This window comes from Aeromonas sp. S13(2024), from assembly GCF_041402405.1.
GTDB classification, from domain to species: Bacteria; Pseudomonadota; Gammaproteobacteria; order Enterobacterales; family Aeromonadaceae; genus Aeromonas; species Aeromonas veronii.
In genome coordinates this window covers 112,064-135,104 of the sequence record NZ_JBGLRA010000007.1, presented here as the reverse complement: position 1 = coordinate 135,104, position 23,041 = coordinate 112,064, and the positions used below count along the sequence as shown (strand labels likewise).

The 23,041-nt window shown below is 60.2% G+C and carries 26 protein-coding genes; 14 read left to right on the top strand and 12 right to left on the bottom strand.

The window, feature by feature from the left end; all coding sequences use genetic code 11:
- Positions 1 to 135: 135 nt before the first annotated feature.
- A complete protein-coding gene (locus ACB042_RS11850) occupies positions 136 to 615 on the top strand; it encodes a MarR family winged helix-turn-helix transcriptional regulator (RefSeq protein WP_013723454.1) in 480 nt (159 codons plus the stop codon).
- Positions 616 to 788: 173 nt separating this feature from the next.
- On the opposite strand, the gene ACB042_RS11845 is transcribed toward ACB042_RS11850, so the two are convergent.
- A complete protein-coding gene (locus ACB042_RS11845; protein ID WP_371178464.1) occupies positions 789 to 1,616 on the bottom strand; it encodes an ABC transporter substrate-binding protein in 828 nt (275 codons plus the stop codon).
- A gap of 143 nt (positions 1,617 to 1,759) precedes the next feature.
- Between ACB042_RS11845 and ACB042_RS11840 the strand changes: the two genes are divergently transcribed.
- Positions 1,760 to 2,980, top strand: a complete 1,221-nt coding sequence (locus ACB042_RS11840; RefSeq protein WP_371178463.1) for a DEAD/DEAH box helicase — start codon at positions 1,760 to 1,762, stop codon at positions 2,978 to 2,980.
- Positions 2,981 to 2,982: 2 nt separating this feature from the next.
- On the opposite strand, the gene ACB042_RS11835 is transcribed toward ACB042_RS11840, so the two are convergent.
- From ACB042_RS11835 to ACB042_RS11825, 3 genes are all read right to left on the bottom strand, one after another.
- Complete coding sequence (locus ACB042_RS11835; RefSeq protein ID WP_371178462.1) at positions 2,983 to 3,768, bottom strand: hypothetical protein; 786 nt, start codon at positions 3,766 to 3,768, stop codon at positions 2,983 to 2,985.
- On the bottom strand, positions 3,765 to 5,081 hold the full coding sequence (locus ACB042_RS11830; protein WP_371178461.1) for a sphingomyelin phosphodiesterase: 1,317 nt from the start codon (positions 5,079 to 5,081) through the stop codon (positions 3,765 to 3,767). The genes ACB042_RS11835 and ACB042_RS11830 overlap by 4 nt, the downstream gene beginning before the upstream one ends.
- Before the next feature lie 203 nt (positions 5,082 to 5,284).
- Positions 5,285 to 6,115, bottom strand: a complete 831-nt coding sequence (locus ACB042_RS11825) for a lysostaphin resistance A-like protein (protein ID WP_371178460.1) — start codon at positions 6,113 to 6,115, stop codon at positions 5,285 to 5,287.
- Between the two features lie 120 nt (positions 6,116 to 6,235).
- Between ACB042_RS11825 and ACB042_RS11820 the strand changes: the two genes are divergently transcribed.
- The gene (locus tag ACB042_RS11820; protein WP_005357922.1) at positions 6,236 to 6,973 is read left to right on the top strand and encodes an ABC transporter substrate-binding protein; all 738 of its coding nucleotides are present in this window, start codon (positions 6,236 to 6,238) and stop codon (positions 6,971 to 6,973) included.
- 67 nt (positions 6,974 to 7,040) lie between these two features.
- On the opposite strand, the gene ACB042_RS11815 is transcribed toward ACB042_RS11820, so the two are convergent.
- Positions 7,041 to 7,337, bottom strand: coding sequence for a hypothetical protein (locus tag ACB042_RS11815; protein WP_005348860.1), 297 nt, complete (start codon positions 7,335 to 7,337; stop codon positions 7,041 to 7,043).
- A 66-nt stretch (positions 7,338 to 7,403) separates the two neighbouring features.
- The gene (locus tag ACB042_RS11810; protein ID WP_031227767.1) at positions 7,404 to 7,778 is read right to left on the bottom strand and encodes a YacL family protein; all 375 of its coding nucleotides are present in this window, start codon (positions 7,776 to 7,778) and stop codon (positions 7,404 to 7,406) included.
- A gap of 209 nt (positions 7,779 to 7,987) precedes the next feature.
- Here ACB042_RS11810 and ACB042_RS11805 point away from each other — a divergent pair, with 209 nt between their 5' ends.
- The 7 genes from ACB042_RS11805 (at position 7,988) to ACB042_RS11775 (ending at position 15,415) form a co-directional block, all read left to right on the top strand.
- Complete coding sequence (locus ACB042_RS11805; RefSeq protein ID WP_371178459.1) at positions 7,988 to 9,103, top strand: sugar diacid recognition domain-containing protein; 1,116 nt, start codon at positions 7,988 to 7,990, stop codon at positions 9,101 to 9,103.
- Positions 9,104 to 9,221: 118 nt separating this feature from the next.
- On the top strand, positions 9,222 to 10,484 hold the full coding sequence (locus ACB042_RS11800) for a GntP family permease (RefSeq protein WP_139707427.1): 1,263 nt from the start codon (positions 9,222 to 9,224) through the stop codon (positions 10,482 to 10,484).
- Positions 10,485 to 10,493: 9 nt separating this feature from the next.
- Positions 10,494 to 11,627: a glycerate kinase gene (locus ACB042_RS11795; RefSeq protein ID WP_371178458.1), complete on the top strand. Its 1,134-nt coding sequence runs from the start codon at positions 10,494 to 10,496 to the stop codon at positions 11,625 to 11,627.
- Between the two features lie 232 nt (positions 11,628 to 11,859).
- Positions 11,860 to 12,423 carry an NnrU family protein gene (locus ACB042_RS11790; protein ID WP_371178457.1) on the top strand — a complete coding sequence of 188 codons (564 nt, stop codon included), beginning with the start codon at positions 11,860 to 11,862 and terminating at the stop codon, positions 12,421 to 12,423.
- Between the two features lie 58 nt (positions 12,424 to 12,481).
- Positions 12,482 to 13,018 (top strand): glutathione peroxidase, encoded by a 537-nt coding sequence (locus ACB042_RS11785; RefSeq protein WP_005341435.1) that lies wholly within the window; start codon positions 12,482 to 12,484, stop codon positions 13,016 to 13,018.
- An 82-nt stretch (positions 13,019 to 13,100) separates the two neighbouring features.
- On the top strand, positions 13,101 to 14,036 hold the full coding sequence (locus ACB042_RS11780) for a LysR family transcriptional regulator (protein WP_005340335.1): 936 nt from the start codon (positions 13,101 to 13,103) through the stop codon (positions 14,034 to 14,036).
- Positions 14,037 to 14,218: 182 nt separating this feature from the next.
- Positions 14,219 to 15,415 carry a NupC/NupG family nucleoside CNT transporter gene (locus ACB042_RS11775; protein WP_005341421.1) on the top strand — a complete coding sequence of 399 codons (1,197 nt, stop codon included), beginning with the start codon at positions 14,219 to 14,221 and terminating at the stop codon, positions 15,413 to 15,415.
- A 101-nt stretch (positions 15,416 to 15,516) separates the two neighbouring features.
- Here the strand turns inward: ACB042_RS11775 and ACB042_RS11770 are convergent, their stop codons facing one another.
- From ACB042_RS11770 to ACB042_RS11750, 5 genes are all read right to left on the bottom strand, one after another.
- Positions 15,517 to 15,936, bottom strand: a complete 420-nt coding sequence (locus ACB042_RS11770) for a DUF4426 domain-containing protein (protein ID WP_005340339.1) — start codon at positions 15,934 to 15,936, stop codon at positions 15,517 to 15,519.
- 43 nt (positions 15,937 to 15,979) lie between these two features.
- Entirely contained in the window at positions 15,980 to 16,282 is a 303-nt protein-coding gene (yggU, locus tag ACB042_RS11765) for a DUF167 family protein YggU (RefSeq protein WP_005340341.1), read from the bottom strand.
- Positions 16,282 to 16,833 (bottom strand): YggT family protein, encoded by a 552-nt coding sequence (locus tag ACB042_RS11760; RefSeq protein ID WP_005340343.1) that lies wholly within the window; start codon positions 16,831 to 16,833, stop codon positions 16,282 to 16,284. The genes yggU and ACB042_RS11760 overlap by 1 nt, the downstream gene beginning before the upstream one ends.
- Before the next feature lie 11 nt (positions 16,834 to 16,844).
- Positions 16,845 to 17,669, bottom strand: a complete 825-nt coding sequence (proC, locus tag ACB042_RS11755; protein WP_371178456.1) for a pyrroline-5-carboxylate reductase — start codon at positions 17,667 to 17,669, stop codon at positions 16,845 to 16,847.
- Between the two features lie 142 nt (positions 17,670 to 17,811).
- The gene (locus tag ACB042_RS11750) at positions 17,812 to 18,513 is read right to left on the bottom strand and encodes a YggS family pyridoxal phosphate-dependent enzyme (protein ID WP_323930107.1); all 702 of its coding nucleotides are present in this window, start codon (positions 18,511 to 18,513) and stop codon (positions 17,812 to 17,814) included.
- Positions 18,514 to 18,552: 39 nt separating this feature from the next.
- Here ACB042_RS11750 and tapT point away from each other — a divergent pair, with 39 nt between their 5' ends.
- The 4 genes from tapT (at position 18,553) to ACB042_RS11730 (ending at position 22,166) form a co-directional block, all read left to right on the top strand.
- Positions 18,553 to 19,587 carry a type IVa pilus ATPase TapT gene (gene tapT / locus ACB042_RS11745; protein ID WP_005340354.1) on the top strand — a complete coding sequence of 345 codons (1,035 nt, stop codon included), beginning with the start codon at positions 18,553 to 18,555 and terminating at the stop codon, positions 19,585 to 19,587.
- A gap of 28 nt (positions 19,588 to 19,615) precedes the next feature.
- Positions 19,616 to 20,725, top strand: coding sequence for a type IVa pilus ATPase TapU (gene tapU / locus ACB042_RS11740; protein WP_371178478.1), 1,110 nt, complete (start codon positions 19,616 to 19,618; stop codon positions 20,723 to 20,725).
- Between the two features lie 47 nt (positions 20,726 to 20,772).
- A complete protein-coding gene (gene yaaA, locus ACB042_RS11735) occupies positions 20,773 to 21,546 on the top strand; it encodes a peroxide stress protein YaaA (protein ID WP_201937767.1) in 774 nt (257 codons plus the stop codon).
- 194 nt (positions 21,547 to 21,740) lie between these two features.
- Positions 21,741 to 22,166 (top strand): hypothetical protein, encoded by a 426-nt coding sequence (locus ACB042_RS11730; RefSeq protein ID WP_371178455.1) that lies wholly within the window; start codon positions 21,741 to 21,743, stop codon positions 22,164 to 22,166.
- A gap of 359 nt (positions 22,167 to 22,525) precedes the next feature.
- On the opposite strand, the gene ACB042_RS11725 is transcribed toward ACB042_RS11730, so the two are convergent.
- The gene (locus ACB042_RS11725; RefSeq protein ID WP_227341897.1) at positions 22,526 to 23,017 is read right to left on the bottom strand and encodes a methylated-DNA--[protein]-cysteine S-methyltransferase; all 492 of its coding nucleotides are present in this window, start codon (positions 23,015 to 23,017) and stop codon (positions 22,526 to 22,528) included.
- Positions 23,018 to 23,041 lie beyond the last annotated feature (24 nt).

The window sequence follows — 23,041 nt, the reverse complement described above, 5'->3', positions numbered from 1 at the left end:
TTCCGTGAAATGTCCGTCAACCTAACACAAAATTGATTAGAGCAGAAATTATTACAACAAAAACCATATTGACCTTGTGCCGAATTAGGCGGAAAATTTTGCCCCTCTCCATAGCCCTCCAATGACGCACACCCCATGGAAAAACATGATGAAGTGCTGGTCGCCCTGCGCCAGATTATTCGTGCCATCGACATGCACTCCAGGCGCTTAATCAAAGAAGCCGGGCTCACCTCCCCACAACTCTTGCTGCTCAAAGGGATCGACGAGCTGGGACAGATCTCCATGCGTCAGCTGGCCGATCACACCAACATGAGCCAGGCCACCGCCACCACCATCATGGACCGATTGGAGAGCCGCCAACTGGTGCAGCGCGTTCGCAGCAATACCGACAAGCGCAAGGTTCACGCGACACTGACTGACGCAGGCCGCGCCCTGCTGGCCCAGGCCCCGACCCCGCTGCAAGAGCGCTTCATCCAGCGTTTTCAGGCACTGGAAGCGTGGGAGCAGACCCTGCTGCTCTCTTCCCTGCAACGCATCTCCTCCATGATGAATGCAGACGAAATCGACGCTGCCCCGGTGCTTAGCGTCAGACCCCTCACCGAAGAGCAGGCATAGCCCCCACGCTAAATAACCGGGATGTACCGGAAAGTGGACACTAGTTGTGGTGTAACCAATTGCTATAGCCAGTTCGCTCTGGCTAACTGAGTAGTCTCTATCAGACGGGTCTAATTGGCCTGACAGTATGTGGCACATATGGTCGGGGCATGCTGTCATGGCGGGCTTTCTGTTCAGGGCGTAGCTGGCGGGGTGGTCGCCGGTTCAGCCTTGGCGGTTGGGGAGGGTTGCCACTCCACATAGGGGCGGTGGATCTTCTCGTAGATCTCGGCCAGTTTGCCGGTGGCAGCCAGCTGATCGATGGCTTGCCGGAGAAATTCGTCCATCTCATCACCTGCTGCCCCTTTCTGGATGATGAAGACATCCTCGAAATCTCCGAAAAATTCTCGCCTGATATTGGTCAGCCCCAGCTGCTTGAGCATCAGGTCGGCCTCCTCTTGTGCCCAGACAAAGGCGTCGATACGGCCGCGTGAGAGCTTGCGCAGTGACTGCTCGATACTCATCGAGCGCTGCACCGGGAAGGGCATATAGTCGGGTATGGCCTCGATCAGCAGATCCCGTTTGGTGGGCACTATGCCATAGGCCATATCCGTGGTGACCGGATAGGCGGTATTGCTGTAAATCACATGGGCAACCTTGCCAAAACTGCGGGTGCTGAAGCGATAAGCCAGCATATCGATATCCTTGAGGTTGCGGATGGCGGGCAGCCCCAGATCAGCCTTGCCGGAGATCACCCCAGCCATGGCACGGGCGATGGGGTAGATGGTGATCTTGATGGTTACATCGGGGTAGAGGTCATCGATGGCGTGTACCAGATCGACAAAGGGGCCTGTCTTGTCGGCATTGATCAGCCCCGGCAGCTCGCCAAGGTGGGCATTGAGGATGCGCACCGGCTTCGGCGGCTCGGGGACGGCGTCGTTTTCCGGAGTCTGCGACAGGCCGAGGGTGGCGCTGCCGAGCAGGGTGACCACGAGCAGCAGAAGGGGGATGTGTCTGGTCATGGCGAGTCTCTCTTGGTGATGGGTCAGCTAAAGTGTAGTCAGCCCGTCGCCAGCCCCCTCGGCCAGGCCATCATGGATAGGGTTTTACTTCTCGGCCCCCGCTCACTAGACTTCGCCTCCCACTTCTTTGTTGACGTAGCGCCATGACCTTTAGCGAACTTGCCCTTCATCCTGCTCTGCTTGCCTCTTTGCCCGCCACCTTGCAGACGCCGACCCGCATCCAGCAGCTGGCCATTCCGGCGGCGCTGGCGGGGCAGGATCTGCTGGCGCTGGCCCAGACCGGCAGCGGCAAGACCCTGGCGTTTGGCTTGCCGCTGCTGCAACGGCTGGATCCTGCCTCCAGCCAGGTGCAGGGTCTGGTGCTGGTGCCAACTCGCGAGCTGGCGATTCAGGTCACTGCCGCGCTAAAAGAGGGTGCCGAGGCGCTGGGGCTGCGCATCGTGACGTTGTGTGGGGGCGTTGCGCAGGAGCGGCAACAGGCCGAACTGGCGCAGGGGCCACAGCTGCTGGTCGCCACGCCGGGGCGGTTGCGGGATCTGCTGACCCAACAGGTGCTGGGGCTGGATGGTTTGCAACTCTTGGTGCTGGATGAAGCGGATCGCCTGCTGGAGATGGGCTTTGCTCCCGACATTAAGGCGCTGCTCGGCTTTATTCCGGCGGATCGCCAGACCCTGCTCTTCTCCGCCACCTTGCCTGCCGAGCTGGAGGCGCTGGCCAACGGCCTGCTGCGCGAGCCTACCCGTATCGAGGCCAACCCCCTCAACAGCGTGGTAAACGAGATCGAAGAGCGGCTCTATCTGGTCAACAAGAGCAGCAAGGTACCGGCGCTCATCAGCCTGCTCAAGGAGCAGGCGTGGCCGCAGGTGCTGGTCTTTATCAGTGCGCGGGATGATGCCGACGGGGTTGCCAGAAAGCTGTCCAAGGCAGGTATCGCTGTGGCTGCCCTCCATGGCGAAAAAGAGCAGGCGGTGCGCGAGCAGGCGCTCGGCGATTTCAAAGAGGGCAAAATTCGGGTGCTGGTGGCCACCGACCTGATGGCGCGCGGCATCCATGTGGAGGCGCTGCCGGTAGTGATCAATCTGGACTTGCCCGCCAGCGCCCCCGTCTATGTACACCGCATCGGTCGTACCGCCCGGGCTGGCCGCGAGGGGCTGGCCATCTCGCTGGTTTGTCATGGCGAGAGTGACATGCTGCAAGCCATTCGTACCCTGACCGGCCGCGAGCTGCCGTTGGGCGATCTGGCGGGATTCCCGGTCACCGACCAGCCTGCCAGCGGGGAGGGCAAGCGCCCCCCTCGTGACAAGCAGGCCAATCGCCGTACTCAGGCCAAGCGCAGCGTCAAGCAGTTCAAGGGCAAGCGCTGACCTCAGGGTTTGCCTTGCTCCCGCGCGAAGAAGTCACGACGCCACTGGCTCAACACCTCTTCCTTGTGTTGTTGCCACAGCACAGGATCCATCTGCTGTTGGCTGGCCGCCAGTTGCTGCTCCAGCTCGGCCAGCTCTCGCTGGTAGCGGCTGCGTTGATCCAGCTGTTGCTGGCGCGCCCCGGCAAACGCCAGCGTGGCTTCAGCCTGCTCTGCGGGCAGGAAGTGGCGGGCCAGGGTGGCAAGCTCCTCATCTCCCCACAGCTGACGGGCTTGCTGCAGGCGGGCATCCGGGTTGAACAGCTCGCCTGCCAGATCCGGATGATCCGCCGCCCACCGGTCCTGCAAGCGGCTGAGGGCGTCCAGCCGCTCGGCCAGCGGTAACTGCTCGCTCTCTTGCGCCAACTGATCCAGCGCCAGGGCATAGCGCCCCTGTAGCCGGATCAGGCTCTCACCCTCGCTCAGCCACCCGGCCTCTGTTGCTTCCAGATTGCTCACACGCTGCGCCAGCGGCAACTCGCTGTCGCTGATCTCGCTGGCAAGCTGGTTGATCAGTTCATCCGGCATCGCCTGCCAGCTGCTGGGCACTTCTTTGCTTTTGCCATCCATCCCCTCAGCGTTTGGCATGCGGGGAGGCGGGCTCCCCGGTTCTGCTGGCAACTGCACATCGGCCGGAGAAGGCGTTGCCGACCGTTCTGGCGATATCGGGGACTGCTCTTCCTGCCAGCCCAGATTCACCAGCAAAAGGGTCAGGATAGCCAGCGCCAGTATCCCGTAACGGCGAGTCATCGGCTGATCTCTCCCTTGACCGGGAAGTGGTCTGAGAGGTTGCTGGCGGGCCAGAGGCTGCCATCGCTGCTGCGCGGGATCCAGACCGTGTTGAGGTTGTGGCTGGCGCTGCCGTACTCCCGGCTCACCACCAGATAGTCCAGATACTCGACGTTGGCGCCACCGGAGAGCGGGCCACCGGCATAGGGGTTGATCCTGGGATCGAAGGTGGCTTCGGTATAGCCGCCATAGGCGGGTTCATGAGCGTTCAGATTGGCCAGCATGTTGGCGTAGTCATCGGCAAACTTGCGTTTGTTGACGTTGAAGTCGCCGCCGTAGATGACGGTGTCCGTGGCAGGGATTTTGAGGCTGGCTGCCAGAGAGCGGATCTGACCGAACTGGATCTGGCGCAGCTTGCGGGCCTCGTCGGTGTCGAAGCTGGCGGTGTGGGTGGCGAACAGGTGCCACGCCTTGCCCCCCTTGATCACCTCGGCGTACATCACCCCCTTGTCGGCGAAGCAGTCGGTGCCGGTGCACTGGGGATAGACCAGCTGGGCCTCCCGCACTATGGGATAGTGGCTGACGATCACCACGCCGCCGTCATGAATATTGACCCCGGGCTTGTCGAGTACTTTGGTCTGGTAGGGGTACTCTTTCGCCAGCGCCTGTAAAAAGCCCTCGCGGCGGCCATCGAATACCTCTTGCAGCAGCAGGGCGTCATAACCCTTGAGATAATCAGGCAGCAAGGTCAACCGCTCGCCGATGCTGGAGGCGATCACCGGCAGCGCCCAGACGTTGTAGCTGGCCACCTTGAGCCTGTTTTCTGCCGGTTCCGGTTGCTCCCGTTTTTGGGGGGGCGTGATCATATAGTGCAGATCGTCGTAGCGGCCGGTGAACTTGGCGGCAAATGCCAGCTCTTGTGGCCCCGCAACACGGTGGATCGCCCGATCGTTTTGCCAGCCGGATGCGCCGGTCGGTGTCTCGCCACCGTGCTGCAAGGTGGTGTTCCACCAGGTTCCCTCCATCAGCTGGTTGAGCCGATAGACGTCGCCACCCGCTGTGGTCACGCGGGTTTCGAACAGATAGCTCTTGCCCGCTTTTACCCCCTCATAGCGATTGAAGCTGAGTACCATGGCGCTCTCCCACGGGCCCAGCTCGGTACGGTGCTGGCTCCACTGACTGCCGGGTTGCAGCTGGCCGCTGCCGCTTTGGCGGATGTCGATCTGGAGCGGTTCAGGACTGTTGTTGGTGAGATAGACATCGGTATCGGCCAGTGCCAGTTGCGGGAACTGGCTGACCAGCAGCAGGGCGGCATAACTGAGGGTTTTCTGCATCACAGGATCCTTTTGGTTGCAGGGCAATGGAAAGTGACTGTTATGGCGAATGCAGAGGTCAGTTTGTTTACATTTTGGTTACAAGTAAATGAATTGGTTTTGTTTGGAGCTTTTTGGAGGTGTAAAGCGAGCGAGGCAGCACGCTTAAAGAGAGAGGGGGGGGCGAGGGAAGGCGCCCGTGTCAGGCGCCTTCACTTCAGGAGTTAGCGGTGGGCCAGCGGGTAGGTGAAGAGCGCCAGATGGGCGAAGTTGAAGGCGAAGTGGATCAGGATGGCCACGGAGAGTCGCCCGCTGAGCTGGAATGCCAAGCCGTAGCAGCAGCCTGCCAGGGTCGCAAACAGCGCCAGCAGTGGGCCACCGGGCAGGTGGATGGCTCCGAACAGTAGTGCAGCCACGACGATGCCAATCCAGGGGCGGTAACGTTCGGTCAGCCCCTGCTGGATCGCGCCGCGAAACAGCGCCTCTTCTGCCACACAGGTGAACAGCAGATTGTTGAGTGCAAACAGCCACCACCAGTGGGGCAGACCCACTTCCGGTTTCAGTGCCCCCAACTGCCAGGCGATGACCAGCAGGGCTCCCAGCGGCAGCAGTAACAGGGCCAGCGGGCGCCAGCGGATGGTGCCCCCCTTGCCCAGCAGCATCGGGCAGGCCAGCAGCAAGCCAAAGAGCAGCAGCGGTTTGTCGAGGTTCAGATACATGTTGAACGGCACGCTGGCGGGGCCTGCCAGCGCCTGATCCAGCACCTTGAGATTGTTGAAGCCGGGGATCAGGTGCAGGGTCAGCGCAATCGCCCAGAGGATCAGCACCACTCTGGCCGCCATCGCCCAGCGGACGGGGAGGGTTGGCGTACGCCACGCCAACAGTAATCCTGCGATCGAGACCAGCAGGGCGGGTAGTGTCATTCGGTCAAGCCACAGGGCCAGCAGCAGGGAGAGTCCCAGCAGGGCAAAGGCAGGAAGACGTTGGCGGAAGAGGGCAAGCAGCACGGCCAGTGCCAGCGCGCCCCAGATAAATGAGTCGGGGAGGGGTAACATTGGATCTCCTTGATCGAGGCAGGCGGCAACCTTAACAAGTGGGCGTCAGCAGGACAACCGCGCAGGAGGTGGTCGGATCCCTTCTCTATACTCATCAGCAGGGTAAAAGGAGAGCAGCTGATGAAGCACTGTCTGTGGTTGTTGTGTTGTTGGTGTGTCTGGCTGCAGGCCGCACCCTTGCTGCTGGTGACCGGTGAGTTCACCCCTTATACCGGCAAGGCACTGCCTGAAGGCGGCGAGAGCACCCGGCTGGTGACGACCCTGCTGCAAGAGGCCGGGTATCGAGAGCTCCAGGTCGACTACCTGCCCTGGCCCCGCGGCTATCAGTTGACCCGCAATGGATTGGTCGCGGCCACCTTCCCCTACGCCTGGACTGCCGAGCGGGCCAAGCTCTTCCACTACAGCGCCCCCATTCATATAGATCGCCTCTCCTGGTTCACCTATCGGGGGAGTGAGGCCATTCAGGCTGGCCGTTGGCAAGGGCTGCGTGTCTGCATTCCGCTGGGATGGAGCACCAGCCATGCCGACGGGGTGATCAAGCGTTTCGGGCTGGATCTGCAGCGCCCCAAGACCCTGGCACAATGTCTGCAACTGCTGGATCGTAAACGGATCGATCTGCTGCCGATGAACGAGACGGTGACCCGGGATGCCAGCCGTCAGCTGTTTGGCGACCCCTGCCATCTGCAGGCATTGCCCCACTTTCGTCAGAGCGACACCTTTTACCTGATCATTTCACGGCAGTACCCGGAGGCCGCCAACCTGCTTGAGCGCTTCAATCATGCCCTGGCTGCCGCCCGTGCCGATGGTCGCTATGACCAACTGGTCTCCCGAGCCGGAAAGGGGATCGATTGCCGTTGAGAGTACCTAGGCGGAAAACAAAAAGCCGGAGCAGTGGCTCCGGCTTTCTTTATGCCTTCAGGGGCGATTAGCGGCCTGATTCTGCGATCACGCGGGCGATGATATCGGCGCGCTTGCCGGCTTCCAGTTCGCCCAGGGCGATCAGGCCAGCCTTGAAGATGACGTTCTTCGGCAAGCTGACGTCGTCCAGTGTGGCGATCGCTTCAACGTGCATGCCGTTCAGACGGCTGGCATCGCGCGGGCTCAGGTTGACCTGAGTGTTCATCACCTGCTTGCCTTTCTTCTTGGCTGGTGCAGCCGCTTTCTTGGTAGATTCCTGTTCTTCGTCTTCCGGCAGTTCGTCATCAAAATCGTAAATAGACATAGTCAATCCTGTTGAGTTAGGCAAAAGGGCACGTTTGCCCGACATAGTAATCCGACATTGGGTCAATCAGCCCATATCCTCGTTACGGATAAAGGCGCGCCAGGAGCCGAGCACCTGGGCAAAATCTTCCAGCCCGCACATGGCCAGCTGTTCATCATCGTAGTAGGCGAGATCGTCAAGATCCTCACCCAGCTCGATATTGAGGGCGTTGGCTTTCACCTCCGCCTCTTCATGGGTCAGCAGCAGGGAGTAGTCACCGCCGTTGAGCCGATATTCGACTCGGGTGCGGTTGGAGAGCTGATCAATGATGGAGAAGAGCTCGTCGAGCTTCTCCTCATCCTTGCCAACCTCGTCGATCAGCCACTGACCGATGGCTTCATGGCCCATGGAGAACCGGGCGCGATAGCCACCAAACGGGTCGCGGCGAAATTCATAATCCATAGCACAGTCCAGATCGGAGGGATGGGCCATCACGGGCAGGCGGGTGCAAGCACGCAATTCCTGCTCCATGGCGGGGCACACATCGGGTAAAGTGGCCTATTCTAGCGATCCCCCTCTCGCTTGTCTTGATGATGTGGCATCTTTGCGCCCATGTGCTCTGAATCGCCTCGTGGTGACGTAGCCAGATCAGCCCCTTGTCCGGAGATGTTATGCAGCTAAACGATAACCTTGCCCGCCAGATCGTCTCACGGGCGATGAAGATCCTGTCGTTCTCGGTCAACGTGATGGATGAACATGGCCTCATCATTGCGTCCGGCAATCCGGAGCGGATTCATCAGCGCCACGAAGGGGCCGTGCTGGCGCTGACCGAAAACAGGGTGGTGGAGATCAGCGAAGCGACAGCCCTGCAGCTCAAAGGGGTGCGACCCGGCATCAATTTGCCCATCTCCTATCAGGGGGAGCTGATCGGGGTGATCGGCATCTCCGGCGATCCGGAGGAAGTGCGTGCTTACGCTGAGCTGGTGCGAATGACGGCAGAACTGATCCTGGAGCAGGCGGCGCTCACCGAGCAGCTGCAGTGGGACAAGCGCCACAAGGAGGAGCTGGTGTTGCAGCTCATTCGTGGTGAGGGGCGAGTCGACCAATTGCAGCAGGCGGCCCGTTTTCTCGGACTGGAGTTGGCCCAGCCTCGGGTGGTGGCCGTGCTGGCGCTGGAGGAGGCGGATCCGGCTCGTCTGCGAGAGCTGGTCCATCAGCTGGAAAATCCGGAGCGGGACAATCTGGTCGCCATCAACGGGCTCGACGAGATAGTGGTGCTCAAACCGGCGCAGTTGAGTGAGGGCGTCTGGCAATCGGCGCAGGAGCGCAGCCGGATCAAGCAGTTGCTGGCCCGCATTCCCCACTTCAAGGTGCATATCGCGGTGGGCGATTACTTCGCCGGGATCGACGGGCTGGCGCGCTCTTACCAGACGGCGCGGGATACCCTGCGCCGTGGCATGCGGCAGGCGCCGCGCAAACAGGTCTACTTCTTTGAGGACTACCGTTTGCCGGTGCTGCTGGGGAGTCTGGCGGACTCCTGGCAGGCGGATCAGCTGCGCGCACCGCTGCAGAAACTGGCCCGGGAAGATGGCAAGGGGGCGCTGCAGAAGACCCTGCGCCACTATTTCTTGCAGGATTGTGATCTGCATCGCTGTGCCGAAGCGCTGTTCATTCACCCCAATACCCTGCGCTATCGGCTGGGGCGGATAGAGCAGATAACCGGGTTGAATTTCAACAAGTTAGACGACAAATTTTTGCTCTATCTCGGCCTTAATCTCGACTTGTGATTGTGAATTTAGACAAAAAAATACATTTATATGATGTGATTTTTGGTTAATCAGCCAAAGCATTCTGATTGCAGATCTCCATAATGGCGGCCATTCACTCCCATTGAAGGTGTCCGTCATGATCCCGGTTACAGCCCTTGGCGCCATCGCGGCGCTCTCCATCGCCATCATCCTCATTTTGAAGAAGGTGCCGCCCGCTTACGGCATGATCGTGGGTGCCCTGGCCGGTGGCCTGATTGGCGGTGCCGATCTGACCCAGACCGTCGCCCTGATGATCGGCGGCGCCCAGGGGATCACCACTGCGGTGATGCGGATCCTGGCGGCCGGTGTGCTGGCGGGTGTACTGATCGAATCGGGCGCTGCCACCACTATCGCCGAGACCATCGTCAAGAAACTTGGTGAAACCCGCGCCCTGCTGGCGCTGGCGCTGGCAACCCTGATCCTGACTGCGGTCGGCGTATTCGTGGATGTGGCCGTTATCACGGTCGCCCCCATCGCGCTGGCCATCGCCCGCCGTGCCGACCTCTCCAAGGCGGCCATCCTGCTGGCGATGATCGGCGGCGGCAAGGCGGGTAACGTCATGTCCCCCAACCCTAACGCTATTGCCGCGGCTGATGCCTTCCATCTGCCCCTCACCTCTGTGATGGCGGCGGGCATCATTCCGGGTCTGTTCGGTCTGGTGATGGCCTACTGGCTGGCCAAGCGTCTGAACAACAAGGGCAGCAAGGTTGCTGCTGATGAGGTGGTGAGCTTTGCCGGTGCCAAGTTGCCAGGCTTTGCCGCCGCCATCAGTGCACCGCTGGTCGCCATCCTGCTGCTGGCTCTGCGTCCTGTTGCCGGTATCGTGGTGGATCCGCTGATTGCGCTGCCCCTCGGTGGTCTGGTCGGCGCCCTGATGATGGGTAAATTCAGCAAGGTGAACCAGTTTGCGGTCTCCGGCCTCGCTCGTATGGCGCCGGTCGCCATCATGCTGCTGGGTACCGGTACCCTGGCGGGCATCATCGCCAACTCCGGCCTGAAAGATGTGCTGATCAGCGGCCTGACCGCCTCCGGTCTGCCTTCTTACCTGCTGGCGCCCATCTCCGGTGCCCTGATGTCGCTGGCGACTGCCTCGACCACCGCCGGTACCGTGGTGGCCTCCAACGTATTCAGCTCCACCCTGATTGAACTGGGGATCAGCGGTCTGGCCGGGGCGGCCATGATCCATGCCGGTGCCACCGTGTTTGACCACATGCCCCACGGCTCTTTTTTCCATGCCACCGGTGGCAGCGTCCACATGGGGGTAGGTGAGCGCCTGAAACTTATCCCTTACGAAACTGCAGTCGGTCTGACCATTGCCACTGTCTCCACCCTGATGTTTGGCGTGTTTGGCCTCGCCTAAGGAATTGATATGAAAATTGTTATTGCCCCCGATTCATTCAAGGAGAGTCTGAGCGCCATGGCGGTGGCTGATGCCATCGAGGCCGGTTTCAAGCAGGTACTGCCGAACGCCACCTACGTCAAATTGCCGATGGCCGATGGCGGTGAAGGCACGGTGCAATCGCTGGTGGATGCCACCGGTGGCCGCATCTTGCCGGTCGAAGTGACCGCGCCCCTAGGTAACAAGGTGCAGGGCTTCGTCGGCCTGCTGGGTGATGGCCAGCGCGCAGTCATCGAGATGGCTGCCGCCTCCGGTATCCATCTGGTGGCGCCCGAGCAGCGCAATCCGCTGCTCACCTCCAGCTTCGGCACCGGCGAGCTGATCCTGGCTGCGCTGGAGATGGGAGTGAAGCACCTCATCCTCGGTATCGGCGGTAGTGCTACCAATGACGGCGGTGCCGGTATGATCCTGGCGCTCGGCGGCAAGTTGCTCAAAGCGGATGGTGCGCCTATTGCTCTGGGTGGCGCAGGTCTCAGTGAGCTCGCGACCATCGATCTGAGCAGTCTGGATCCGCGTCTGAGCGATCTGGTTATCGAGGTAGCGTGCGATGTGAACAACCCGCTCTGCGGCCCGAAAGGCGCCTCTGCGGTGTTTGGCCCGCAAAAGGGGGCGACCCCCGAGATGGTGGCGCAGCTCGATGCCAACCTCTCCCGTTATGCCGACTGCATTGAGCAGGCCCTTGGCAAGCAGGTGAAGGATATTCCGGGGGCGGGTGCTGCCGGTGGCATGGGGGCCGCGCTGGTCGGTCTGCTCGGTGCCGAGCTCAAGCCCGGTATCCAGATCGTCATCGAAGCCCTGAAACTGGCCGATGAAGTGGCCGATGCGGATCTGGTCATCACCGGCGAAGGGCGCATCGACAGCCAGACCATCCATGGCAAGACGCCAATCGGTGTCGCACGCTGCGCCAAGCAGTTCGGCAAGCCGGTGATCGGTATCTCCGGTTGCCTGACCGACGATTGCGGTGTGGTGCACGATCACGGGCTGGACGCGGTATTCGCCGTGGTCAACCGCGCCATGTCTCTGCCGGAGGCGCTGGAGAGCGCCAGCACCAACATTCAACTCACTGCGCGCAACGTAGCGGCGCTCTATCAACTCAAGGGTTGATCCGGTTCGGCCGATGGGCGCCATCGGCCACCCAATCTTCCCGTATGGGGCATCTCTCATCCCGCGAGATGTCTGGCTGCCCTGGCACTTATTTGCCGATCCATCGTGATCGGCTCTTTTCTTTCCGTTCCTTTGTCTTGCCACACTTTTGACTCTATGGGTCAGCGCGGTTTTGATAGGCGCAAATCTCCCTTTACGGCATAGTGGTCGTACCAAGTACAAGGAGAGACTCATGTTCCTGCTGACCCTGGGGGTTGCGCTGTTTACCCTGATCCATCTTTACCCCTGTTTTGCGGTGGCCCATCGGGCGCGACTGAGAGAACGGCTGGGTGAGAATCGCTACAAGGGGCTCTTCTCCCTGCTGGTGTTTGTCGCCATCGCCTGCATCATCGCCGGTTGGCGCTCGGCCAGCTCGCTGCCGCTCTACTTCCTGCCGGAGTGGGGGCCGATGACCATGACGGTGATGATGCCCTTTGCGCTGATCCTCTTTTTCTCCGGCCAGGGGCCCAACCATCTGCGCCGCTGGCTGGTGCATCCCCAACTGCTCGGTACCCAGCTCTGGGCGGTGGCCCATCTGCTGGTCAACAGCGAGGCGCGATCTCTGGTGCTGTTTGGCGGCATCGGGCTGTGGGCGCTGGTGAGCATGGTCTGGATTTCGGTGCGGGACTGGCAGCGATATCCCCGCCCGGCGGCTAACTGGACGGGCACTGGCATCAGCGTCGGGGCAGGCCTGGCTGCCACTGCGCTGCTGGTATTCTGGGGCCACGGCTGGCTGACCGGCATTCCATTGCATTGAGAGTGAACTGCGGCTCTGGTAACCGCGTATGATGGACAAAACAAAAGGAGTCTTGGCGATGAAATGGTTCACTCTGTTGCTGTTATTGGGGGCTGGCGCGGCCTCTGCGGCGTGCCCCGATTATTTCAATGTAGAGATGCGGGAGCTCAACAATGCCCAGCGCCACAACCTCTGTCAGCTGACCGAGGGCAAGGTGGTGCTGGTGGTTAATACCGCCTCCTACTGCGGCTACAGCGGCCAGTTTCGCGATCTGGAGAAGCTCTACCAAAGCTACAAGGATAAGGGGCTGATTATTCTGGGTTTCCCCTCCAACGATTTCTGGCAGGAGGCGGGCAACGAGACCAAGACCGCCGAGGTGTGTCGCCGCGACTATGGCGTCACCTTCCCGATGTTCAATCGGGTAGCGGTGCGGGGCTCCGATGCTGTGCCACTGTTCAAGGGGCTGGCGGCGGCCGCTGATGGGGATGAGCCGAACTGGAACTTCCACAAGTATCTGGTGGGGCGCGATGGCAAGCTGATCGCCAGCTACGGCGCCAACCAGAATCCGGCTGACGACCCCCTCAAACTGCAGATCACCCGGGCGCTGGGGCTCTGACCCTATTCCTTGGCGGGCGGCTCTGGAATAATGGGCTCCCGCCACTCAATCCGGTTATCTTGTGCTGCAACGTCTTCCTCAAATGGTGATCTTCGATGCGCTGGTGCGCGAGCAGGGGATCTCTGCTGCCGCCCGTCGTCTCGGGGTCTCCAAATCCCATATCAGCAAGCAGTTGGCGCTGCTGGAGACCACTCTTGGCGCCCAGCTGGTACAGCGCACCACCCGCCGCTTCGTCCTGACCGAGCTGGGTCAGGAGTATGCCCGCCACTGCCATGCGCTGGTGGCGGTGGCGCAGGAGGCGGACTCCATGATCGCCGAGCGGCGCGGCAAGGTGAGCGGTGTGCTCCATCTCGGGGTAGGCCAATCCTTCGGCCGTCTGCACGTCATTCCCCATCTCAAGGCGTTTCAGGATCGCTATCCCGAGCTGGAGCTGGAAGTCTCGCTGTTCGACCATAGAACCAATCTGGTGGATGAGGGGCTGGATCTCTGGCTCACCACCTATGAGGACAAGCCGGAAGGGCTGGTGGGACAGCGGCTGGCCGACATTGGCTTCGTGGTGGCGGCTTCGCCGGATTACCTGCTGAGCCACGGCACGCCGCTTCATCCCAAGGATCTGGCCCAGCACAACTGCATCACTTACCAGAGTAGGGAGCGGCGCTATCACCAGTGGTCGTTTCGCCAGGGCAAGGAGCGCCAGACGGTGCAGGTCGCGGGCAACTATCGGGTGGATATGGCGGAGGCGGTGCGGGATGCGGCACTGGCTGGGCTTGGCATCGCCTATATCGCCAACTACTTGCTGGACAAGGAGTTACAGAGCGGCAAGCTAATCCCGGTGTTGCCAGGGTGGCGACCGAACCAGCAGATGGCGGTACACGCCGTTTATGCCCGGCGCGAACATCTGGATCCCAAGATCCGTCTCTTCATCGATTTCCTCAAGGCCCGCTTTGGCCCCGAACCCTATTGGGAACAGCGACTGGCCCCCTGGCTCGGGGGTAAATTGTCCGGTGGTGAGGAATGATTGTTTCCATTTAAGAATTCTCGATTTCTCCTGATACTAAAACCGAACCAAATCAGCCAGTTGGCGCAACCGATATCGTGCAAACGTTTTTTCTAACAGGGTTGTAACCAAGCGGACTTGCAGTGACGGGGGGAGAGGCGCAGAATCCGCGCCCATCTTTTGCCCCACCTGATGGAGTCCCTATGATTGCCCTGCTCGGCATCCTGAGTATCCTGGCGCTTGCCGTCATCTGCTCTGATAATCGTCGTCGTATCCCGTTGCGAACAGTTGGCCTTGCCCTCTGTCTGCAAATCATGTTTGCCGGTCTGGTGCTCTGGTTGCCTGCCGGTCAGCACGTGCTGAACGGGGTCAGCGAGAGCGTAAGCAGCGTGATCGGTTATGGTCAGGAGGGGATCGCCTTCCTGTTCGGTGATCTGGCCAAGTTCAAGCTGGGCTTCATCTTTGCCTTCAACGTGTTGCCGGTCATCATCTTCTTCTCAGCGGTGATCGCCATCCTCTACCACATCGGCATCATGCCGCGGGTGATCGCCCTGCTGGGTGGTGGCTTGCAGAAGCTGCTGGGTACCGGCCGTGCCGAGAGCCTCTCCGCGACCGCCAACATCTTCGTCGGCATGGTGGAAGCTCCACTGGTGGTCAAGCCCTACCTCTCCAAGATGTCCGATTCCCAGTTCTTCGCTGTGATGAGTTGTGGTCTCGCCTCCGTCGCCGGTGGCACCCTGGTGGGTTATGCCAGCCTCGGGGTTGAGTTGAAATACCTGATCGCTGCCGCCTTCATGTCGGCCCCTGCCGGTCTGGCGATGGCCAAGATCCTGGTGCCGCCGGGAGCTGAAGAGGTCGATCACCATCAGGATGTAGAGATCCCCCGTGCTACCAACGTGATCGAAGCGGCGGCCGATGGCGCCATGTCCGGCCTCAATATCGCGGTGGCGGTCGGTGCCACCCTGCTGGCTTTCGTTGGCGTGATCGCCATGCTGAATGGCCTGCTCGGCTGGGCTGGCGGTCTGGTAGGGCTGGACCTGAGCTTCCAGATCATTCTGGGTTGGCTGTTTGCCCCCGTCTCCTGGCTGATCGGTGTGCCCTGGGATCAGGCGCAAGCCGCTGGCGCCCTGATCGGCACCAAGATCGTGGTCAACGAGTTCGTCGCCTTTATCGGTCTGGTGCAGGATCAGACCCTGAGCGAGTCGAGCAAGGCCATCGTGACCTTTGCCCTGTGTGGCTTTGCCAACATCTCCTCCATGGCGATCCTGATCGGTGGTCTGGGCTCCATGGTGCCGGAGCGCAAATCCTTCATCGCCCGTTACGGCATGCGCGCCATTCTCTCCGGCGTGCTGGCGAACCTGATGAGCGCCTGTCTGGCCGGTCTGTTCCTCGCCATGTAACAGTCGCGGTACGGAATAGATGTAACAAGGGCGCCCTCATGGCGCCCTTGTCATATGGATAAAATGAAGCCCCGGCCTTGGTCGGGGCTTCTTGTTGCTGCTCAGTCGACGTAGAAGGTTTGCTGGAAGCTGAGGTTCTGTTGCTGCCCACCGCCCATGATCTTCAGGGTGAACTGATAGGTATCTTCGTTGCGGTAGGGGAGGGTCGCCAGATAGTAGATGGCATCCCCCTCTTTTACCTCCTGAAAGTTCAGGGTGCGGATGGTGCCGGTCAGGTTCTTGGCCTCACCGGTGATCCCCACGGCTTGCGCCACTTTCTGCTTGTCCTGTACCGCGATATTGATGATGGCGTTGTAGCGGCTGCGCTCCAGTCCATACGCCTTGGCGACCTCCGGTGTGAGGAAGCTGGAGTTGAAGGCGTTGTAGTGCACCAACCAGGGCCCCAGCTCCTTCATCTGTTCTGCCTTGAGCGGCAGGGTCATCAGCAGTGCCAGCAGGCCACTCATCCAGGCTGTTTTCATCTGTCATCCCTCTCATATCTACGGTTGGCGCAGGCCGATTCATTCAGCCTTGCGTGTCATTCAGCAGCGCACTCACTTCTTGCGGCAACTGTTTGGGGCTGTCGATGGCGACGGTTTTGTGTCGCCCCAGCTCGCCCCGCACTATGGTGATCTGTCCCTTGGCCACCTTGAACTGCTTGGCCAGAAACTTGATCAGATGGCTGTTGGCCTGGCCATCAACCGGCGGCGCCGTGATGGCCACTTTCAGCTCTTCGCCATGCAATCCGATGATCTGATCCCGACTCGCCTTGGGCTGGATCACCAGATGCAGTACCAGTTCATCCCCTTGTTGCAGGACGGCTGGCATCAAATCATCCACCACAGCTGGCCAAACAGGTCACCCAGCAGGTAGTTGATGGCTTGCAGGCCGATAAAGGCGACTAACACCGAGAGATCCAGTCCGCCCAGTGCCGGCAGTACGCGGCGGATAGGGGCGAGGAACGGCTCGGTCAGCTGATGCATCACGTATTCGATGGGGTTGCGGCCCTGGCTGACCCAGCTCAGGATGGCGCGGATCAGCAGTACCCAGAAGATCATTGAGCCCGCTTTCTTCAGCACAGTCAGCGCGGCAAACAGGCTGATGCTGAGCCAGTCCGCCAGCAGCACGTTCATGCTCTTGAGCAGGGCCAGCTTGAGGAAGGCGACAGCCAGCGCCAGCACCACGGAGGCGAGATCGATGCCGCCAAAGCCAGGGATAACTCGGCGCAGCGGGATCACCAGCGGATTGGTCAGCTTGACCACCATCTGGCTCATCGGGTTGTAGAAGTCGGCGCGGGCCCACTGCAGCCAGACGCGCAGCAGGATCACCATCAGGTAGAGATCGAAAACGGTGTTAATCAGAAAGTAAGCAGTGTTCATCTGGGCTCCTGTTAGAAGAGGGTTTCCATTTCGGTGGCACGAGCAACGGCCGCCTGCATGGCTTGCGCAGTCAGCGGCATCAGCCCCTGCTGCTGGAATGTCTTGATGGCTTCAGCTGTGGTGCCGCCCTTGCTGGTGACCTGCTCACGCAGGGTCTGCAGCGCCAGCTCAGGGTTCTGCTCCACCATGGCGGCTGCGCCCAGCGCGGTCTGCTGCACCAGCAGGCGTGCCTGATCGGGCGAGAAACCCATCGCTTCGGCCTCTTCGGCGATCGCCTGCATAAAGAGGAAGAAGTAGGCCGGGGCACTGCCCGCTGCGGCGATGATGCCGTTGATGCCGGACTCCTGCTCCACCCAGAGGGTCTTGCCGACCGCCTGCATCATCTGCTCGGCAAAGTCGCGATCCGCGGCGGCAATATGTTCGGGTGCATAGAGACCGGTCATGCCCAGACCCAGCAGGGCAGGGGTATTGGGCATAGTGCGGATGATGCGGTCATGGCCACCGGCCATCTCGCCAAGGCGCGCCACCTTGATACCGGCCGCGATGGAGATGAGCAGCTTGCCCTCAAGGGAGCCCAACTCGGCAACCAGGGCTGCCAGCATGCCGGCCATCAGCTGCGGTTTGACCGCCAGCACGATCACCTCGGCGTCGCGGGCCGCCTCGGCATTACTCTGGGTGATGCGAATGCCATGTTCCTTGGCCAGCGCCTCCAGCTTGGGCAGACTGGGGTTGGCAGCAGTGATCTGCCCGGCGGGATAACCCGCCTTGACCAGTCCGGCGATGATGCTTCGGCTCATGTTGCCCGCGCCGATAAAGGCCAGCGTTCTATGCTGCATCAGATGCTCCTGTTGCACATGGGGTCGCGGCGGGGTGGGTGCTGCCTGCACCAACTGACGCCAGAATTCGGTGTTCCATCAAACGCTCCTGTTGATGAAGTCGCGGCAAGAGGCGGACGTATGGGTTATCCGCTGGCCTTGCCTATGAGTAGTCACGGGCGCCGAAGATGGCGGTGCCGACCCGCACCATGGTGCTGCCATGGGCGATCGCCAGTTCGAGGTCTTCGGTCATGCCCATCGAGAGGGTATCCACCGTGGGGTATTGTCGCGCAAGCTCGGTGAACAGAGTCTGCATACGGGTCATTTGGGCGGCCAGTACGCTCTCGTCACTGGTGTGTTCGGGAATGGCCATCAGCCCCCGCAGCACCAGTCGCTCACTGTGGGAGACCAGCTCGGCAAGGCGGAAAATCTCTTGTTCCGACGTTCCGGATTTGCTGCTCTCTCCGCTAATATTGATTTGCAGACAAACATTTAGCGGTGCCATTGTAGTTGGGCGCTGGTTGTTGAGGCGGTCGATCAGCTTGTCCCGATCCACGCTCTGCACCCAGTCAAACCGTTCGGCGATCAGTTTGGATTTGTTCGATTGCAAAGGGCCGATAAAGTGCCACTCTATGTCGCTATATTCCGGCTGCTGGCGCAAGGTATCGATCTTGGCCGCTGCTTCCTGAGCGTATGATTCGCCAAAGCAGCGCTGACCTGCAGCATGGGCAGCCATGATGGCCTCGACCGGCTTGGTCTTGCTCACGGCCAGCAGGCGGATCTGCTGCAGGTTGCGGCTAGCCCGTTCGGCGGCCTGGGCAATACGTTCCTTTACCTGAAACAGGTGCTGGGCAATCTGGTTCATATTTCGTTAGTGATCTTGTGATGGGAGAATGACAAGTCTATGGATATCACAGAGTTATTGGCTTTCAGTGTAAAGCATAAAGCCTCGGATCTACACCTCTCGGCCGGGGTTCCCCCGATGATCAGGGTTGATGGTGAGGTTCGCAAGATCAATTTGCCCGCCCTGGAACACAGGGAAGTGCATGCCCTCATTTACGACATCATGAACGACCATCAGCGCAAGGAGCTGGAGGAGAACTTCGAGGTCGACTTCTCGTTCGAGGTACCCAATCTGGCCCGTTTCCGGGTCAACGCCTTCCAGCAGGCGCGCGGCTCTGGTGCGGTATTTCGTACCATCCCCAGCACGGTGCTGAGCCTCGAGGATCTCGATGCGCCGGAGATCTTCCGCAAGATCGCCGAGTTCCCGCGGGGTCTGGTGTTGGTGACCGGCCCGACCGGTTCCGGTAAGTCGACCACCCTGGCGGCCATGGTCAATTACATCAACGAGAACTTCCATCACCACATCCTCACCATCGAAGACCCCATCGAATTCGTCCACGAGAACAAGCGCTGTCTGGTGAACCAGCGGGAAGTTCACCGGGATACCAAGAGCTTCAGCAACGCCCTGCGCTCGGCACTGCGGGAAGACCCGGACATCATTCTGGTGGGCGAGATGCGCGACCTTGAGACCATTCGTTTGGCCATGACGGCCGCCGAAACCGGCCATCTGGTGTTTGGCACTCTGCACACTTCGTCGGCGGCCAAGACCATCGACCGTATCATCGACGTCTTCCCGGGCGCGGAGAAGGACATGGTGCGCTCCATGCTCTCAGAATCCCTGCGGGCGGTCATCTCCCAGACCCTGCTCAAGCGTATTGGCGGTGGCCGGGTGGCGGCTCACGAGATCATGATGGGCATTCCGGCGGTGCGTAACCTGATCCGGGAGGACAAGATTGCCCAGCTCTACTCGGTGATCCAGACCGGGATGACCCACGGCATGCAGACCATGGATCAGAGCCTCAAGCAGCTGGTGAGTCGTGGCGTGGTGGCATCCCTCGATGCCAAGGCCAAGGCTGTTGATCCCAACAGCATTTAAGCGACTCGCACCCAGGGAGGGATAGATGATGAATCTGGATGATCTGCTGAGCGAGCTGGTCGAGCGAAAGGGATCAGATCTGTTTGTGACGGTGGGCTCGCCGCCCACCCTCAAGGTGAATGGCCATCTGGTGTCGCTGGGGGGGGAAGCGCTCGACAAGAAGGGGGCGCTGACGCTGGTCAGGGATACCCTCAGCAGCGATCACTTCGAGCGCTATATCCGCACCAAGGAGGCCAACTACGCGATTTACCGCGAGGCGCTGGGTCGCTTTCGGGTCAGCGCCTTCTGGCAGCAGGAGCTGCCCGGTATGGTGATTCGTCGTATCGAGACCCGCATTCCCACCTTTGAAGATCTGCAGCTCCCCAGGATCCTGCAGGAGGTGGCGATGGCCAAGCGCGGGCTGGTGCTGTTTGTCGGTGCCACCGGGGCGGGTAAATCGACCACTCAGGCGGCGATGATCGGCTATCGCAACCAGCATGCCGATGGTCATATCCTGACGGTGGAAGACCCGGTGGAGTTCGTCCATCAGCATGGCCGTAGCCTGGTGACCCAGCGGGAGGTGGGGATCGACACCGAGTCGTTCGATGTAGCACTGAAAAGCTCGCTGCGTCAGGCACCGGACGTGATCCTGATCGGCGAGATCCGAAGTCAGGAGACCATGGAGTTTGCCCTTCAGTTCGCCGAGACTGGCCATCTCTGTCTCGCCACTTTGCATGCCAACAACGCCAACCAGGCGCTGGATCGCATCCTCCATCTGGTGCCGCAGGAGAAACATCGCCAGTTTCTGTTCGATCTCTCCTTCAACCTCAGAGCCATTGTCGCCCAGCAACTGGTGCCGAGTGTCGATGGTTTGCGGCGCAGTGCGGCATTCGAGATCCTGCTCAATACCCCGCTCATCACCGACATCATCCGCAAGGGAGAGATGCACCGTCTCAAGGAGGTGATGACCAAATCTGCCGAACTGGGCATGCAGACCTTCGATCAGGCGCTTTTCAGCCTGTTCTGCGCCGGCCAGATTGGCTACAGTGAGGCCCTCGCCCATGCCGACTCGGCCAACGACCTGCGGCTGCTGATCAAGCTCTCCGGTCGCGAGCAGCTGGGGTCCGGCACACTGGAAAATGTGACGCTGGATGAATGAAACATGGGGCCGATCCGCTGTTCGGCCCCTCGCCAGAAAGGAACGTTATGCTGATTGTGGTTTCCCCGGCCAAGACGCTGGATTACGAGTCACCGCTGGTGACCCCCCGTTTCACCCAACCCGAGCTGCTGGATCACTCCGCCGAACTGATTCGCCGGGCCCGCCAACTGAGCCCTGACCAGATCGCCACTCTGATGAAGATCAGCGACAAGCTGGCCGGTCTCAATGCCGCCCGTTTTGCCGAGTGGCAGCCAGATTTCACCCCCGCCAATGCCCGTCAGGCGCTGCTGGCTTTCAAGGGGGATGTCTACACCGGTTTGGCGGTGGAGGATTTTAGCGAGGCCGATTTTGACTTCGCTCAGGCACACCTGCGGATGCTCTCCGGCCTCTACGGCGTGCTTCGCCCCCTCGACCTGATGATGCCCTATCGACTGGAGATGGGGACCAGGCTCAACAATAGTCGCGGCAAGGATCTCTACCAGTTCTGGGGGGAGGTGATCACTCACCATCTCAATGACGCGCTGGCTGCGCAGGGGGATGAAGTGCTGATCAATCTGGCCTCCGACGAGTATTTCAAGTCGGTACGACCCAAGAGCCTGAAAGGGCGGATTGTCACACCGGTGTTCAAGGATGAGAAGAACGGCCAGTTCAAGATCATCAGCTTCTACGCCAAGAAGGCGCGCGGCATGATGGCTCGCCACATCATCAAGCACCGTCTGACCGAGGTGGAGCAGCTGACCGGTTTCAACGCCGAGGGCTACTACTTTGTGCCGGAAGAGTCGGACGCCAATACCCTGATGTTTAAACGCGCCGAAAATTAATTACAAAAAGAGGGAACCAATCTTTCGACCCGCGGGTCTGAATATTTGAATCCTCTGTTGTAAGCACTTTTTATTCGCCGACGTTTGATACGTCGGCTTTTTTATTGCCGTTTTTATTGTCCATCGATTGCCTTCGCCGGGACTATGTGGTTCAGATAGACTCAAGACAGGGAGCGAGTTGTCGTGAGGTGAATATGGAACAGAAAAATGCCATTCGGCAGGTTGCCGTCCCTTGGGCTCCGTCCCGCCAGCTCCCGCCCGGTCTGGTTGTGGCCGAGTTGCATCAGGAGCTCTGGAGCGACTCCCTGACCATCATGCTGGGGCGGGCGCGCAGCATCGATCTACCCCCGCAAATCCTCTGCAGGGTCTATTTTCGCCATATTTATGCCCTGCGGGTCATCGAGGATTGCGATCTGGCTGAGGGGAAGGATAGCCACGCCATCGAAGAGCAGATCCAGCTCATCACTCCATCCCGTTTTGCCAGCTGGTTCCATCAGGAGTCGGACGGCCTGCATCTGGATGAAGATCTGCAGCACTATCGCATCTCCACTTGGGATTACTGCGCCGATGTGCTGACCTCTTCTGCGCCAGAGCTGCAGTTCCTGCCCCAGAGCGAGTAGCCAGCGATAACGCCAGAGGCCAAGGGGGATCCTTCGCCTCTTGTCTTTGTGGAGGTGCAGAGCGTGCGATGCTCAGGTCACTCAGTCAGAGGGTGGCCTGTTGTGTTGCCACAAAAAAAGCGCCTCAGAGGAGGCGCGGGGAAAAAGACAGATTGGAAGCGTCACATGGGTGCTACTTGAATCAGCGAATGAGCCGTGCCATTCAAGTATGGAGCCATCATGCCAAGCTCAATCTGAAGTAGTTCTGAGGCGATTCTTCATCTTCTGTTCATCTTGTCAGCAAGGCGTGGCCACTGATTGAAAGCCTTTTCATTCTGGTCGCGATATTGTCCCGTTCCTCTCCGGGGACGCTCATTGTCTCATGGGGCCAGCTCGAATGTTGTGCCTGCCTGTTCCAGTGCCAGCAACCAGCGCTTGATGGGAATGCCGCCAGCATAGCCGGTTAGATCGCCGCTGCGTCCGATCACCCGATGGCAGGGTACTATGATGCTCAGCGGATTGCGGCCATTGGCAGCGCCTACTGCTCGCACTGCCTTGGGATTGCCGATAGCCTGGGCAATCTCGAGATAGCTCACGGTCTCGCCATAGGGGATATCACACAAAGCGTTCCACACCGTTTGCTGGAACGGGGTGCCCTTCGGTGCCATGGGCAGATCGAACTGCTGCAATTTTCCGGCAAAATAGGCGGTGAACTGCTCGACGAAAGGAGCAAGAGCCAGGTCATCACGCTGCCACTCATTGGTCGGAGTTACCGGCTGCTCCCCCCGCACGAACTCCACATAGCGCAGACCATCCTGATCGATGGCGACCAGCAGGGGGCCGCGGGCGCTGTCGCAAAAACTGTATCTCATCGGCTGACATCCTTTGGGGGCTGG

What these genes read in the sequence shown, in the direction of transcription:
- ACB042_RS11850 (WP_013723454.1), top strand. Translation starts at nt 136, where the DNA reads ATGGAAAAACATGATGAAGTGCTGGTCGCCCTGCGCCAGATTATTCGT.
- ACB042_RS11845 (WP_371178464.1), bottom strand. Translation starts at nt 1,616, where the DNA reads ATGACCAGACACATCCCCCTTCTGCTGCTCGTGGTCACCCTGCTCGGC.
- ACB042_RS11840 (WP_371178463.1), top strand. Translation starts at nt 1,760, where the DNA reads ATGACCTTTAGCGAACTTGCCCTTCATCCTGCTCTGCTTGCCTCTTTG.
- ACB042_RS11835 (WP_371178462.1), bottom strand. Translation starts at nt 3,768, where the DNA reads ATGACTCGCCGTTACGGGATACTGGCGCTGGCTATCCTGACCCTTTTG.
- ACB042_RS11830 (WP_371178461.1), bottom strand. Translation starts at nt 5,081, where the DNA reads ATGCAGAAAACCCTCAGTTATGCCGCCCTGCTGCTGGTCAGCCAGTTC.
- ACB042_RS11825 (WP_371178460.1), bottom strand. Translation starts at nt 6,115, where the DNA reads ATGTTACCCCTCCCCGACTCATTTATCTGGGGCGCGCTGGCACTGGCC.
- ACB042_RS11820 (WP_005357922.1), top strand. Translation starts at nt 6,236, where the DNA reads ATGAAGCACTGTCTGTGGTTGTTGTGTTGTTGGTGTGTCTGGCTGCAG.
- ACB042_RS11815 (WP_005348860.1), bottom strand. Translation starts at nt 7,337, where the DNA reads ATGTCTATTTACGATTTTGATGACGAACTGCCGGAAGACGAAGAACAG.
- ACB042_RS11810 (WP_031227767.1), bottom strand. Translation starts at nt 7,778, where the DNA reads ATGGATTATGAATTTCGCCGCGACCCGTTTGGTGGCTATCGCGCCCGG.
- ACB042_RS11805 (WP_371178459.1), top strand. Translation starts at nt 7,988, where the DNA reads ATGCAGCTAAACGATAACCTTGCCCGCCAGATCGTCTCACGGGCGATG.
- ACB042_RS11800 (WP_139707427.1), top strand. Translation starts at nt 9,222, where the DNA reads ATGATCCCGGTTACAGCCCTTGGCGCCATCGCGGCGCTCTCCATCGCC.
- ACB042_RS11795 (WP_371178458.1), top strand. Translation starts at nt 10,494, where the DNA reads ATGAAAATTGTTATTGCCCCCGATTCATTCAAGGAGAGTCTGAGCGCC.
- ACB042_RS11790 (WP_371178457.1), top strand. Translation starts at nt 11,860, where the DNA reads ATGTTCCTGCTGACCCTGGGGGTTGCGCTGTTTACCCTGATCCATCTT.
- ACB042_RS11785 (WP_005341435.1), top strand. Translation starts at nt 12,482, where the DNA reads ATGAAATGGTTCACTCTGTTGCTGTTATTGGGGGCTGGCGCGGCCTCT.
- ACB042_RS11780 (WP_005340335.1), top strand. Translation starts at nt 13,101, where the DNA reads ATGGTGATCTTCGATGCGCTGGTGCGCGAGCAGGGGATCTCTGCTGCC.
- ACB042_RS11775 (WP_005341421.1), top strand. Translation starts at nt 14,219, where the DNA reads ATGATTGCCCTGCTCGGCATCCTGAGTATCCTGGCGCTTGCCGTCATC.
- ACB042_RS11770 (WP_005340339.1), bottom strand. Translation starts at nt 15,936, where the DNA reads ATGAAAACAGCCTGGATGAGTGGCCTGCTGGCACTGCTGATGACCCTG.
- yggU (WP_005340341.1), bottom strand. Translation starts at nt 16,282, where the DNA reads ATGCCAGCCGTCCTGCAACAAGGGGATGAACTGGTACTGCATCTGGTG.
- ACB042_RS11760 (WP_005340343.1), bottom strand. Translation starts at nt 16,833, where the DNA reads ATGAACACTGCTTACTTTCTGATTAACACCGTTTTCGATCTCTACCTG.
- proC (WP_371178456.1), bottom strand. Translation starts at nt 17,669, where the DNA reads ATGCAGCATAGAACGCTGGCCTTTATCGGCGCGGGCAACATGAGCCGA.
- ACB042_RS11750 (WP_323930107.1), bottom strand. Translation starts at nt 18,513, where the DNA reads ATGAACCAGATTGCCCAGCACCTGTTTCAGGTAAAGGAACGTATTGCC.
- tapT (WP_005340354.1), top strand. Translation starts at nt 18,553, where the DNA reads ATGGATATCACAGAGTTATTGGCTTTCAGTGTAAAGCATAAAGCCTCG.
- tapU (WP_371178478.1), top strand. Translation starts at nt 19,616, where the DNA reads ATGAATCTGGATGATCTGCTGAGCGAGCTGGTCGAGCGAAAGGGATCA.
- yaaA (WP_201937767.1), top strand. Translation starts at nt 20,773, where the DNA reads ATGCTGATTGTGGTTTCCCCGGCCAAGACGCTGGATTACGAGTCACCG.
- ACB042_RS11730 (WP_371178455.1), top strand. Translation starts at nt 21,741, where the DNA reads ATGGAACAGAAAAATGCCATTCGGCAGGTTGCCGTCCCTTGGGCTCCG.
- ACB042_RS11725 (WP_227341897.1), bottom strand. Translation starts at nt 23,017, where the DNA reads ATGAGATACAGTTTTTGCGACAGCGCCCGCGGCCCCCTGCTGGTCGCC.